A 12012-nucleotide genomic window follows, 5' to 3' on the forward strand; every position below is an offset into this window, starting at 1 on the left:
TCCGGTCGGGCGGTTTTCTGCGCGGTCTCCGGTATGACGGCACCAGGCGGAGGCCTCGTCCCCTGTCCGCCCGAGGATAGCCTCGTCCGCGACCTCGTCGATCTCGGTGCCGGTAGAGTCCCGGTGGAACAGCCCGTCCCATCCTGCCCGGATCCACGAGGTTTTCTGTGAGCAAGCCAGTCGGCCGTGTGCCGCAGCGAAGCAATGCGCGCTCCAACCGCGCTCGCATCCTGGCCACGGCACGTGACGAACTCGGTCGCAACCCGGACGTCACGCTGGAGGAGTTGGCGCGGGCCTCCGGGGTCGTACGGCGCACGCTCTTCGGTCACTTCCCCGGACGTGATGCGCTGCTGGAAGCGCTCGCCGAGGAAGCTTCCGACGCCCTGCGCGGTGCGCTGGCGGCTGGGGCGAAGCACTTCGGGCCGGACGAGCCGGCCGACCGGGCATTCGCGTACTTCGTGTTCTCGATCTGGCCGGTGGGGGACCGGTATCGGTTTCTGCTGGTGATGGCCCGCCGTGACCTGGGTTCCGAGCGCGTGGCCCACGTGCTGGCGCCGGCCCGAGCCCAGGCCACGGCCCTCCTGGAACGCGGCCAACGCGAAGGCGTCTTCCATGAGTTCCTGCCCTCGGCCGTGCTCAGCGCCGGTCTGGAGGCGATGACAGTCGCGCTCCTGGAGGAGACCAATGCCGGGACGCTGGAGGACGACGGCACCCGTACCGCCGTCACCACGCTGATCGCGGCCGGAGTGCCGTCGGAACGGGCGCGCGCCGCGGTCGACGCCGTGGCGGCGAAGCTGATGGTGGAGGCCACGGCCGCCGAGTGATCGGCCGGTGCCGCGCTTCGTCGGGCGTACCGCCACGTTCGGGCGCGCTGGATCAGTCTCCTGAGTCGGAGACGAGGTCGGCGAGACGGCGCAGGAGCGTGACGAGTTGGACGCGCTCGGCCGGTGTGAATGCCTCGTAGGCATGAGTCTGGCGATCCCGTAGCCGGGCCCGGAGCGCGGCAAGCAACTCGGCCCCCTCGGCCGTGAGCCTGACGAGGACCCGCCGTTCGTCCTCCGGGGATCGGCGGCGCGCCACGATGCCCTTTGCCTCCAGCTGCTGGAGCATACGGGTGGCGGTGGGGACGCTCACGTCCGCGCTGCCCGCCAGCCGGCCCACCGGGATGTCCTGCTCCGAGGCGAGCGGATCGAGGAGCGCCACCTGGGCCAGGGAGAGTCCGCCGACGTTCTCGGCGCCCGCCGAACGGGCCCGTCGCATGGCGACGAAGAGTGCGTCGGCCGCCTGCGCGATCTCCTCCGCGCCCACGTCGCGTCTCTGTGCGGCCCGCTCGGTATTGCCTTTGTTGCTCATGGAGTGGTAACTTACCAGAGCAATCATTAGCGTCCTAAATATTAGGAGGCGAGAGAGTATGAGTGTGTCCTCTCCGAACCGCATCGACGTCCACCAGCACCTCATCCCGCCGGCCTACCGAGAAGCGATGGAGCGTCACAATGTGACCGCCGCCGGCTGGCCGACCCCCGCCTGGGATCCGGAGGCCGCCCTCGGGATGATGGACCGCCGGTCGATCGCGACCGGCATCCTCTCCATCAGCTCGCCCGGAACCCACTTCGGCGACGACGCCGAAGCCCGCGCCGTCGCCCGCATGGTCAACGAGTACGCGGCCGAGCTGGCCAAGGACCGCCCCGACCGCTTCGGGTTCTTCGCGAGCCTGCCGCTCCCGGACGTCGACGGCGCACTCGCCGAGATCGCGTATGCCTTCGACGAACTGCACGCCGACGGCGTGGTGCTGATGTCGAACGTCCAGGGCCGCTACCTGGGCGACAAGGACTTCGAGCCCCTGTGGGCCGAACTCGACGCCCGCGCGGCGGTCGTCCATATCCACCCCACCGCCCCGCCAATGCCCATGCTGGAGGGCATGCCCGGCCCGCTGCTGGACTTCTGCGCCGAGACCACCCGCACCGCGGTGCACATGACGCTCAACGGTGTGATGGGTCGGCACACGCGGACGAAGGTCGTCCTCTCCCACGGCGGGGGCTTCCTGCCCTACGCGGCCTGGCGGTTCACCGGCGGTGCCCAGTTCAACCCCGGCACCACGCCCATGGGCATCCTCGCCGACCTCCAGCGCTTCTACTTCGACACCGCGCTGACCTCCACGCCGTCCGCGCTGCCGTCCCTGCTGGCCTTCGCCGCACCGGGGCACATCCTCTACGGCAGCGATTTCCCGTTCGCGCCGGAGGAATCCGGCACCTTCGTCGACGCCCTGCTCGACGGGTACGAGGGCTTTGCGCCGGGGCAGCTGGATGCGATTAACCGCGCCAGTGCCGAGGCGCTCTTTCCTCGTCTCGCCGGAGCCTGATCAGGCGGCCCCGTCGCCAGGCGCCATGCGGGCCGCCGCGTCGTGCACCAGGCGTGCGTGGAACTCGAACAGGGCCACCAAGTCGACCTCCTCGCCATGGATCTCCCGGTGAACGAAGAGGCCGTCGGCCCCGGCGATCGTGTAAGTGGTCAGCATGCGGACCGCGTTTTCGTCCAGACCCGGGAACAGATCGGCGATCGCCTCGGCGATCTTCTGTCCGGCGATGTCGCGGACCTGGAGGAAAACGGTCCGGCCGCGGGGCTCGGTGGGGCGGCGTTCCAGGGCTAGCATCAGGCCCAGGCGAAGGAAGTCCGGCGCTGCGACCAGCGATCTGGCGATGTCCGCGGCCATGGCCGTGACCCGTGCCAGAGGTGTCCCGGTCTCTTTGCCGGGCAGATCCACGGCTGCCAGCCAGGTCTCGAAGCTGCGCTCGATGACCGCGGCGATCAGGTCGTCCTTGTCCTTGAAGTGCCAGTAGATCGAACTCGCCGGCAGTCCGCACTTTGCACTGACCGCGGCGATCGACGTCCCTTCGTAGCCGCGCTCACCTGCGATCTCGACAGTGGCGTCGAGGATGCGCTGGCGTGATTCCACACCGTTGGCGCGCTTCTTGCGCACCGTCGGCAAACTGGTCATGAAAACTGCCCCCTCAGGGAGTGTCGGCACTTGCACGGTATCGGAACAACGGCTTATCGTGACGGTCATTCCAATTGGAATGACCGCTACGCCAAGGTCGTGCCTGTGAACACTCCGGACGCCGTCAGCGCGGCTGCGGCCATCGACGAACCGTCAGCTCGCAGCCTGCCCCGGTGGGTGCGGCCGCTGGTGGTCACGGCACTGCTCGTCCTGTTCGGCGTCGAGCTGGTGCTGGGATGGCCTTCGCTGCGCGCGGCGTTCGCCGAGCTGCGAGCCCCTCGGCCCGGCTGGTTCGCGCTGGCTCTTGTGGCCGAGCTGGCAGCCATGAGCTGCTACGGGCGCATGCAGCGCCGACTGCTCCGTTCCGCCGGGGTCACCGCGCCGATCCACAAGCACATCGCCCTGGCGTACGCTGCGCACTCCCTCAGTGTCACGCTGCCGGGCGGCCCCGCCTTCTCCACCCACTTCAACTACCAGCAGATGCGCCGTTTCGGGGCCACGCCCGCCGTCGCCTCGTGGTGCATTGCGCTGTCGGGGTTGCTGTCCGCGGCCGCCCTGGCGGTCGTCACGACGGTGTCGGCATTCGCCTCCAGCGGCACCCCGCAATGGCGGGGCCTCGTCACCCTCGCGCTGGCCATCGCGCTGCTCACGGTCGGCATCCGGCGGATCACCCGGCATCCGGAGAAGGCCGAACCCGCCACCCGTGCGGCGCTGGCCAAGGTCAACCGGCTCCGGCACCGCCCGGACGACGAGGGACTCGACCGCGTCCGCGGCTTCGTCGGCCAGCTGCGGGCGGCCCGCCTCGAACCCGGTCACGCCGTCGCGGCGGGTGTCTACGCGGTCCTCAACTGGGTGCTCGACGCCGGGTGCCTGTGGCTGTGCTTCCGTGCCGTCAGCGACACCGGGATCGGCGGAGCCCAGTTGCTGCTGGCCTTCTGTGCGGGCATGGCTGCGGGCACCCTCACGATTGTCCCCGGCGGCCTCGGTCTCATCGACAGCGCGCTGATCCTCGGACTGGTCGCGGGCGGTGTCGCCACCAGCGCTGCCATCGCTGCGGTCGTCCTCTACCGGATCATCAGCTTCGGCTTCATCATCGGCGCGGGCTGGATCGCCTGGCTGATCATGCGCCGCCACGGCCCGGTCTAGGGCGCTGACGGCGGACCTCGGCGACGCCATGGAGTCCGCCGTGCCCTACGCCCGCCCGCCTGGCCCTCCGAGGTCCTCGTCATGGCTGGTGGCGGCGCTTATGTCCGGAATATGCGAGAAAATCATCCTGGTCAATTCACCGGTTCCGTCCAAGGAAGCGAGCACGACATGAACGCCTCCCCGACAGCGCTCCGCACGTCGTGGGACACCCGCCGCAGAGCCAAGCGGGACCGCCTCGCTGCGGTCGCGGACCACGTGGACGGGAAGGTCGTACCGGCCGACAGTCTGCGTACCGTCCTGGAGACCCTGGTGCGTCCCGGCGACCGGGTGGCACTGGAGGGCGACAACCAGAAGCAGGCCGATTTCCTCTCCCGCACCCTCGCCACCTGTGACCCGGCCCGCGTCCACGGACTCCACATGCTGATCTCGTCGGTCTCCCGGCCCGAACACCTCGACCTGTTCGAGCGGGGCCTGGCCGAACGCCTCGACCTCGCCTTCGCCGGTCCGCAGAGCCTGCGCATCGCGCAGATGGTGGAGGACGGCACGGTCACCATCGGCGCGATCCACACCTATGTGGAGCTCTACGCCCGCATGTTCACCGACCTGACCCCGCACGTGGCCCTGCTCTGCGCGGCGAAGGCCGACCGCCACGGCAACCTCTACACCGGCCCCAACACCGAGGACACCCCGACCATCGCCGAGGCCACCGCCTTCCGCGACGGGCTGGTGCTCGTGCAGGCCGACGAGATCGTCGACGACCCGGCGCGGCTGCCCCGGGTGGACGTGCCCGGCGACTGGGTCGACCTGGTGGTCGAGGCCGACCGGCCATTCGCGATCGAACCGCTGTTTACCCGCGATCCGCGGCACATCGGCGACGTGGAGATCCTCAAGGCGATGATCGCCCTGCGTGGCGTCTACGAACGCCACCAGGTCGTCTCGCTCAACCACGGCATCGGCTACGACACCGCCGCCATCGAACTGATCCTGCCCACCTACGGCGACCGACTGGGCCTCAAGGGGAAGATCGCCCGGCACTGGACGCTCAACCCGCACCCCACCCTGATCCCGGCCGTCGAGTCCGGCTGGGTCGATTCCGTGCACTGCTTCGGCGGCGAGGCGGGCATGGAGCGCTACACAGCGGCTCGCCCCGACGTCTTCTTCACCGGGCGGGACGGCTCCCTGCGCTCCAACCGCGTGCTGTGCCAGCTGGCCGGACAGTACGCGGTGGACATGTTCATCGGCTCCTCGCTCCAGATCGACGCCGACGCCAACTCCTCCACCGTCACCGACGGCCGCCTCTCCGGATTCGGGGGCGCCCCCAACATGGGCCACGACCCGCACGGCCGCCGGCACGCCTCGGCCGCCTGGCTGAGCCTCGCCCACGGAGAGGGCGCGGGCCTGCGCGGACGCAAGCTCGTCGTGCAGCTCGCGCAGACCTTCCGGGCGGGCGGCACCCCCACCTTCGTCGAGTCCCTCGACGCCGTCGAGGTGGGCCGCCAGGCAGGGATGCCCGTCCCGCCCGTCATGATCTACGGCGACGACGTCACCCACGTCGTCACCGAGGAGGGCGTCGCCTACCTCTACAAGGCGACCAGCCTCGCCGACCGCCGCGCCGCCCTGGCCGCCGTCGCGGGGGCCACCCCTGTCGGACGGACCGCCGACCACCGGGCCGTGGAGGCGCTGCGCCGGGACGGTCTGGTCGCGTTCCCCGAGGACCTGGGCGTCGAAGTACGACTGGCCGACCGTTCGCTGCTGGCCGCCCGCAGCATCGGTGACCTGGTGGCCTGGTCGGACGGACTCTACGACCCGCCGGCCCGCTTCCGGGAGTGGTGAGCGCGATGGCCCGCACCGACTCCGTCCTCGGCCCACGGCACATCGGCGACCTGGCTGTCCGGGCGCTGCGCGAGGAAGCGGAACTCACCCCCAAACCCGGTCTGGTGGACCGGCGCAGCGGCGGCGCACACCATGACATGGACCTCGACCTCCTGCTCACCTCCGCCGACTCCCTGCGCGAGGCATTCACCGGCTGCGCGCGGCTGTCGGCCGCACTGCCCCTCGGTTCCCGCCTGCGCGCACGCGTCGGCGAGGCCGGCCGGGAGGGGGAGCGCCGCATGCTCGAAGCCACCGGAGGCGTCAACACCCACCGGGGTGCGCTGTGGGCGCTCGGCCTGCTCGCCGCGGGCGCGTCGCGGGCCGGCGGACCACACGACGCCCTCGGATTCGCGGCCCGGCTCGCCCGCATCCCCGATCGGCACATGGCGGTCAGGCGACCTGCGGCCGAGTCGCACGGAGCCCGCGCCCACCGCCTCTTCGGTGCGGGCGGCGCCGCTGCCGAGGCCCGCGCCGGTTTCCCGCACATCGCCCACGTCGCCCTGCCCGTGCTGCGCGCCGCCCGCCGTGGTGGCGCGGATGAACGGTCGGCGCGTCTGACCGCCCTCCTGTCGTTGATGGCCACCTTGGAGGACACCTGCCTGCTGCACCGCGGCGGCCAGGAGGGCCTGCGGATGGTACGGCGGGCCGCGACCGACGCCCTGGCGGCCGGGGGCAGTGAGACCCCCGCCGGACGCAGACGCCTGCGGGACATGGACGCGCTCATGCGTGCGCGGCGCCTCTCCCCGGGCGGCAGCGCGGACCTGCTGGCCGCGACCGTGTTCGTTGACCTGCTGTATCCCCATCCCCCCGTCAGTGAGAGGAGCAGTGCCGCATGCAGACCCTGACCTTCCGATTCCCCGCTGACCGGGTCCCAGCCCACCGCGCCCATGTCGGCGTCGTAGCCTCCGGCGACCTGGAGATCCTGCTCGACCGGTCGACGGACGTCGGCGCCGACCCGCACGCGCGGGTGTGCGTGCGCACCAGCGTCGACGGCTTCGACCTGGTCTGGGAGAACGTCCTGGAGCGCTTCTTCGCCCGGTCCTCGCTCGCGGGCGACTGGGTGCTCAACGACTTCGGGGCCACCCCGGGCGTGGTGGCGCTAAGGCTGCGGCAGGCGGCGGAAGTCGCGACCGGCGACGCGTGGGAGAACCGATGAGTGACGTCCGGGGCCCGGAGACGGCCGTAGCAGACCGTTACACCGTCCTGCGACGGCACAGCTTCCTCGAACTCGATGCCCGCCACCGAGCCCTGGCCCTCCTCGACCACGGATCACCGCGCGAACTGTGCGGCCCCTTCGAGCGGTTGGGCTCCCCGTGGCTGGAGCCGCAGGGAGTGGTCCCGCAGGAGGACGACGGCGTCGTCATCGTCCGCGGCACTCTCGACGGGCACCCCGTCGTGGTGGCCTCCGTCGAACAGGGCTTTCAGGGCGGCGCCGTCGGTGAGGTGTCCGGCGTGAAGATCGCCACCGCGTTGAGGCTGGCCGCGGATGACTCCCGGGCCGGGCGGCCCACCGCCGCCGTGCTGCTTCTGGAGACCGGCGGAGTGCGTCTGCAGGAGGCCAATCTGGGCCTTGCCGCCGTGTCCGAGATCTGTGCGGCCCTTCTGGAGCTGCGGCCCCTGGCCCCCGTGATCGGAGTCGTCGCCGGGACCGTCGGCTCCTTCGGCGGCATGAGTATCGCCGCGGGCCTGTGCACCCGGCTTCTCGTCACCCGGGAGGGACGCGTCGGCCTCAACGGTCCCGCCGTCATCGAACAGGAGGCGGGCGCCGACGAGTTCGACGCCGGTGACCGGGCGCTCGTCTGGGCCGTCCATGGCGGTGCCCAGCGCCGGGCGACCGGACTCGCGGACGACCTCGTCACGGACGACGTGGACACCCTGCGCACCGCGCTCCGGACAGCGGTGGCGGCCGGCGTGCCGAGACCCGGCCGCCACCGCAGCGAGCGCCTCGACGTCCTGCGCGCCCGCCTCGGCTCGTTCGACCCGGCGTCCCCTCCGGCCCCGCATGACCTGCGCGCGCTGTGGGGCGACCGCTACGAGCCGCCCCGGGCGTGCGCCGAGGCCACCCGTGGACCGGCCGTACCGGGATCCCAGGGACGGGCCCGCGCCTGGCTCGAAGCGCTGACCGGCGCCGCCGCCGTGCGGCAGGTGATCCCGTCCGTGCTGCGCGCCGATACCGCCGACACCGTCCACCTGGCCGTGGTTCCCGACCCGGGCAACCCCTTCCACCGAGCCCGCCGCGGCGAGGTCGGGCTCACCGAGTGCATCGCCCTCGCCGAGACGGTCCGCGCTGTCGTCGCGGAGGACGCGGAGGAGCGGGACACCGGCCGCCGGCGGGGGATCGTCGCCGTCGTGGACCTGCCGAGCCAGGCGTACGGGCGGATCGAGGAGATGGTGGGCCTGCACCAGGCGATCGCCGCCACCGTCGACGCCTACGCCCACGCCCGCACCTCCGGCCATCCGGTCGTCGCCCTCGTCGTCGGGCACGCGCTGTCGGGCGGCTTCCTCGCGCACGGCCTCCAGGCCGCGCGGATCCTCGCCCTGGACGATGCCGGCGTGGAGATCCACGCGATGCACAAACCCGCGGCGGCCCGGGTCACCCGGCGCACGGTCGAGCAGCTCGACGCCCTCGCGCGGACCGTGCTCCCGCTCAGCTACGACGTCCGTGACTGGGCCCGGCTGGGCCTGTGCGACGGGCTGCTGCGGGTGTCGGACGCCGACGCGCCCACCGACGCGGACACCACCCTCGTACGGCTGGCCCTGCGCGAGCAGATCGAGGCCGCCCGGTCGGGCCCGCGCGACCTGTCGTACCGCCTCGAATCGCCCGGGGCACGCACCACGCGAACCGCCTCCCGCCGGGTGCGTGACACGCTCACCCGGCAGTGGACCGAGGGGTCCATCCGTACGGGGCCCGCCGATGTGTGACCTCCGCCCCCACGACCTGGTGCGCCTGCACGACCCGCGCACGTTGCGCCGCGCGTACCCCGAGACTCCGCTCTGGGTCTGGCGGGCCCTGGACACCGCCCCCTGGGTGGTGGTCCGGCGGGCAACCGCCCCGGCAGGGGCCGTCCCGGTCGGGGTCCGGGGGGCCGGGCGCGGGCGGAGGTTCGCCATGGACGTGTCGGTGACGGCCGTACGGGAGCGGGTACGTCCCGAGGACCTGCCCGTCCGCTCGCCCGCGCTGCCCGCCGGTCTCCCGGTGGCCCGCGCCCTCGAACTGACCCGCCGCGACCTCGACGGCGCGGGGGTGATCTGGGGTCCCACCGGGAGCACCGGCTTCCAGCTCGCCTCGGGGCATCCGGTCGTCACCGAGACCAGTGACCTGGATCTGCTGCTGCGTGTCACCAACCCGGCTGAGCTGCCGGATCCCTGGGCACTGCACACCGCCCTGTCCGGACTTCCGGCCCGTGTCGACTGCCAGATCGAGACGCCGGAGGGGGCCTACGCACTCGGCGAGCTGGCCTCCGGCGTCCCCGAGGTACTGCTCCGCCACCGCGACGGGCCTCGTCTCGTGCCCAACCCGTGGGCCCGGAGAGCGGAGCTGTCGTGAGCCTCGCCCACCTCTACCCCGGCCAGGGCTCCCAGCTGCCCGGGATGCTGCACCGCCTGCCCGACACCCCCGCCGTCCACCGCACCCTGGCGGAGGCCCGCGGTGAACTCGGCGACCTCGGCCCGGCGGACAAGGAGAAGACGCTGGCCACCACTGCGGGCAGCCAGGTCGCCCTGCTGGTCGCCGGGGTCGCCGGGGCCAGAGCCCTGACGGAGGACCTGGGACTGCCGCCGGACTACGTCGCCGGGCACTCCGTCGGAGCCTTCGGCGCGGCGGTCGCCGCCGGAGTGCTGACCTTCCCCGAGGCGCTGGCGGCGGTCCGGCTGCGTGGCGACCTCATGCGCCGGGCCGCCGGGGAGGGCAACTGGGCCATGGCGGCCCTTCTGGGGCTGCGCGAGCCCGCCGTACGCACCCTCGTCGAGCGGACCGCCACACCGGATCACCCGCTGTGGATCGCCTGCTTCAACGCGGCGGACGAAATCGTTCTCAGCGGCACGGCCGACGCCCTCGACCGCGCCGAGGAGGCCGCACGGGGGGCGGGGGCCCGAGGGATCAGACGCCTCGCCGTCGCGACCGCCTCGCACTGCCCCCTCCAGAACGACACCGCCCGGCGTCTGGCACGGCACCTGTCCGGTGTGCCGCGCCGGCGACAGCTCGTCCCCTACCTGACCAACACCAGGGGCAGATGCGTCCGATCCGACCCCGAGGCCGTCCTGGACGACCTGGCCAGGGCCGTCGCCCGCCCCGTCCGCTGGTACGACGCCACCAGGCTGGCCGCCGAACTCGGCGTCACCCGGGCCGTCCAACTGCCCCCCGGGCACGTCCTCGTCGACCTCCTGTCGACGGCCGCGCCCGCTGTACGGGCCGTCGCAATGGACGGCCCCGACATCGACCGTGTCGTGCGCGCTCTGCGCCGACACCGGGAAGGACCCGTGACATGAGCGCACCCGCCGTCGCCACCACCGCAGGAAAGGTCCGGGGCGTCGAGATCGACGACGGGATCCTCACCTGGCGCGGAATCCCCTACGCGGCCGCGCCGGTCGGCGACCTGCGGCTGCGCCCGCCCCGCCCGGCCCAGCCATGGAGCGGAACCCGCGACGGCACGCAGTTCGGCCCGCCCGCCGTCCAGGCACCGCTCGGCTTCACCGGCGACGGACTGAACGTGCTCGGCGAGGGCCTGGGCGGACAGCCGCACGACCCGCTGCCCGAGCCCTCCGAGGACTGCCTGTTCGTCAACGTCACCGCACCCGCGGGTGCTTCGGACCGGCCGGTGCTCGTGTGGATCCACGGCGGCGGCTACCAGATCGGCCACGGCAGCGACATGGCCGGCGACGGAGCCACCTTCGCCCGCACCCACGGCATCGTCGTGGTGACGTTCAACTACCGTCTCGGCGCCTTCGGTTTCCTCTCCGTCGAGGGGGAGGAACCCACGGGAGCCCTCGGCCTGCACGACCAGATCGCGGCCCTGCGCTGGGTCCGGGACAACATCGCCGCGTTCGGTGGGGACCCGGCACAGGTGACCGTCTACGGCCTGTCGGCGGGAGCGAAGTCCGTCGCCAACCTCCTGGCGTCACCGCTCACCCGTGGCCTGATCCGGCGGGCGGCGTCCTCCAGCGGGGGAGGCGACCACGTGGCCACGCCCGCGCAGTCGGCGGCCCTGTCCGTGAGGTTCTTCCGCGAACTCGGTACGTCGCCACGGCGCGTCCGGCAGGTGAGCGCCGAGGACCTCCTCGGCGCGCAGAACGCGATCGGAACGGGGTCGCGGGCCACCTGGCTGTGGCGACCGGCCATCGACGGCACGGCTCTCACCGCGCGACCGGTCGACGCCATCGCCGCCGGTGCGGCACCGGGCATTCCGCTGCTCGCGCAGACCTGTGTCGACGAGTGCTTCATCTTCCAGCTCGCCTCACCCGACGCCACACAGCAGACCGACCGTGTCCTGGAGGAGTACTTCGGCGTCGTCGGCCGCGACGCCGTCCTCAGCGCGTACGTGGCCGATCCCGAACTGGCGGGCGACCCGGTCCGGACGCGGCTCCAGGTGATGACCGACGAGCGCTACACCGTCCCCACCCGCAGACTCGCCGGCGCTCAGGCGGCCCACGCCCCGGTGTGGCTCTCCCGCTACGACGGTCCGCTCACCGGCCTGATCCCCGGCATCTCACCCTCGGCGCGGCCGGGCGCCTTCCACGGCACGGACGGCGGGGCGATCTGGAACACCGGGCACGTGCTCCACGACGTGTGGGGCTCCTTCGTACGCGACGGCAGACCGGCCGCCGCGGGGCTGCCCGACTGGCCGGGTTGCTCCGCCGCCGACCGGCCCACCCTCGTCTTCGACGACGCGTCCGGTCCCCACCTCGCCCACGCCCCGTACCCCGACCGGTACGCGGCGTGGGACGGCCTCGACTGGACATCGGGTACCTGGTGGGACTTCGACGGCGTCCGGTGAGGCCGT

12 protein-coding genes are annotated in these 12012 nt (G+C 72.4%); 10 read left to right on the forward strand and 2 right to left on the reverse strand.

Annotated elements, in window-relative coordinates:
- Positions 1-167 precede the first annotated feature (167 nt).
- Positions 168-824, forward strand: a complete 657-nt coding sequence (locus G3I78_RS31155; protein ID WP_164430664.1) for a TetR family transcriptional regulator — start codon at positions 168-170, stop codon at positions 822-824.
- 52 nt (positions 825-876) lie between these two features.
- On the opposite strand, the gene G3I78_RS31160 is transcribed toward G3I78_RS31155, so the two are convergent.
- Positions 877-1353 carry a MarR family transcriptional regulator gene (locus tag G3I78_RS31160; protein WP_164430666.1) on the reverse strand — a complete coding sequence of 159 codons (477 nt, stop codon included), beginning with the start codon at positions 1351-1353 and terminating at the stop codon, positions 877-879.
- Positions 1354-1411: 58 nt separating this feature from the next.
- On the opposite strand from G3I78_RS31160, the gene G3I78_RS31165 reads away from it, so the two are divergent.
- Positions 1412-2359 (forward strand): amidohydrolase family protein, encoded by a 948-nt coding sequence (locus tag G3I78_RS31165; protein ID WP_203615771.1) that lies wholly within the window; start codon positions 1412-1414, stop codon positions 2357-2359.
- On the opposite strand, the gene G3I78_RS31170 is transcribed toward G3I78_RS31165, so the two are convergent.
- Entirely contained in the window at positions 2360-2995 is a 636-nt protein-coding gene (locus tag G3I78_RS31170; protein ID WP_164430668.1) for a TetR/AcrR family transcriptional regulator, read from the reverse strand.
- A gap of 99 nt (positions 2996-3094) precedes the next feature.
- Between G3I78_RS31170 and G3I78_RS31175 the strand changes: the two genes are divergently transcribed.
- The 8 genes from G3I78_RS31175 to G3I78_RS31210 all read left to right on the forward strand — a co-directional run bounded on the left by G3I78_RS31175 (position 3095) and on the right by G3I78_RS31210 (position 12006).
- On the forward strand, positions 3095-4141 hold the full coding sequence (locus tag G3I78_RS31175; protein WP_343243893.1) for a YbhN family protein: 1047 nt from the start codon (positions 3095-3097) through the stop codon (positions 4139-4141).
- A gap of 168 nt (positions 4142-4309) precedes the next feature.
- Positions 4310-5974, forward strand: a complete 1665-nt coding sequence (mdcA, locus tag G3I78_RS31180) for a malonate decarboxylase subunit alpha (RefSeq protein ID WP_164430670.1) — start codon at positions 4310-4312, stop codon at positions 5972-5974.
- Positions 5975-5979: 5 nt separating this feature from the next.
- Positions 5980-6858 carry a triphosphoribosyl-dephospho-CoA synthase MdcB gene (gene mdcB / locus G3I78_RS31185; protein ID WP_164430672.1) on the forward strand — a complete coding sequence of 293 codons (879 nt, stop codon included), beginning with the start codon at positions 5980-5982 and terminating at the stop codon, positions 6856-6858.
- Positions 6846-7169, forward strand: a complete 324-nt coding sequence (gene mdcC, locus G3I78_RS31190; protein WP_164430674.1) for a malonate decarboxylase acyl carrier protein — start codon at positions 6846-6848, stop codon at positions 7167-7169. The genes mdcB and mdcC overlap by 13 nt, the downstream gene beginning before the upstream one ends.
- Complete coding sequence (locus tag G3I78_RS31195) at positions 7166-8935, forward strand: biotin-independent malonate decarboxylase subunit beta (RefSeq protein ID WP_164430676.1); 1770 nt, start codon at positions 7166-7168, stop codon at positions 8933-8935. Before mdcC ends, G3I78_RS31195 begins: the two co-directional genes overlap by 4 nt.
- Positions 8928-9560, forward strand: a complete 633-nt coding sequence (locus G3I78_RS31200) for a malonate decarboxylase holo-ACP synthase (RefSeq protein ID WP_164430678.1) — start codon at positions 8928-8930, stop codon at positions 9558-9560. The genes G3I78_RS31195 and G3I78_RS31200 overlap by 8 nt, the downstream gene beginning before the upstream one ends.
- Positions 9557-10501, forward strand: coding sequence for an acyltransferase domain-containing protein (locus G3I78_RS31205; RefSeq protein ID WP_203615772.1), 945 nt, complete (start codon positions 9557-9559; stop codon positions 10499-10501). The genes G3I78_RS31200 and G3I78_RS31205 overlap by 4 nt, the downstream gene beginning before the upstream one ends.
- Entirely contained in the window at positions 10498-12006 is a 1509-nt protein-coding gene (locus tag G3I78_RS31210) for a carboxylesterase family protein (protein WP_164430680.1), read from the forward strand. Before G3I78_RS31205 ends, G3I78_RS31210 begins: the two co-directional genes overlap by 4 nt.
- Positions 12007-12012: the final 6 nt, after the last annotated feature.

The sequence above is a fragment of the Streptomyces sp. SID13726 genome (assembly GCF_010548375.1).
Classification (GTDB): Bacteria; Actinomycetota; Actinomycetes; order Streptomycetales; family Streptomycetaceae; genus Streptomyces.

Bases quoted from the DNA above. Each gene is read 5' to 3' on its own strand.
- G3I78_RS31160 (WP_164430666.1), bottom strand. From the start codon at position 1,353: ATGAGCAACAAAGGCAATACCGAGCGGGCCGCACAGAGACGCGACGTG.
- G3I78_RS31165 (WP_203615771.1), top strand. From the start codon at position 1,412: ATGAGTGTGTCCTCTCCGAACCGCATCGACGTCCACCAGCACCTCATC.
- G3I78_RS31170 (WP_164430668.1), bottom strand. From the start codon at position 2,995: ATGACCAGTTTGCCGACGGTGCGCAAGAAGCGCGCCAACGGTGTGGAA.
- mdcA (WP_164430670.1), top strand. From the start codon at position 4,310: ATGAACGCCTCCCCGACAGCGCTCCGCACGTCGTGGGACACCCGCCGC.
- mdcB (WP_164430672.1), top strand. From the start codon at position 5,980: ATGGCCCGCACCGACTCCGTCCTCGGCCCACGGCACATCGGCGACCTG.
- mdcC (WP_164430674.1), top strand. From the start codon at position 6,846: ATGCAGACCCTGACCTTCCGATTCCCCGCTGACCGGGTCCCAGCCCAC.
- G3I78_RS31195 (WP_164430676.1), top strand. From the start codon at position 7,166: ATGAGTGACGTCCGGGGCCCGGAGACGGCCGTAGCAGACCGTTACACC.
- G3I78_RS31200 (WP_164430678.1), top strand. From the start codon at position 8,928: ATGTGTGACCTCCGCCCCCACGACCTGGTGCGCCTGCACGACCCGCGC.
- G3I78_RS31210 (WP_164430680.1), top strand. From the start codon at position 10,498: ATGAGCGCACCCGCCGTCGCCACCACCGCAGGAAAGGTCCGGGGCGTC.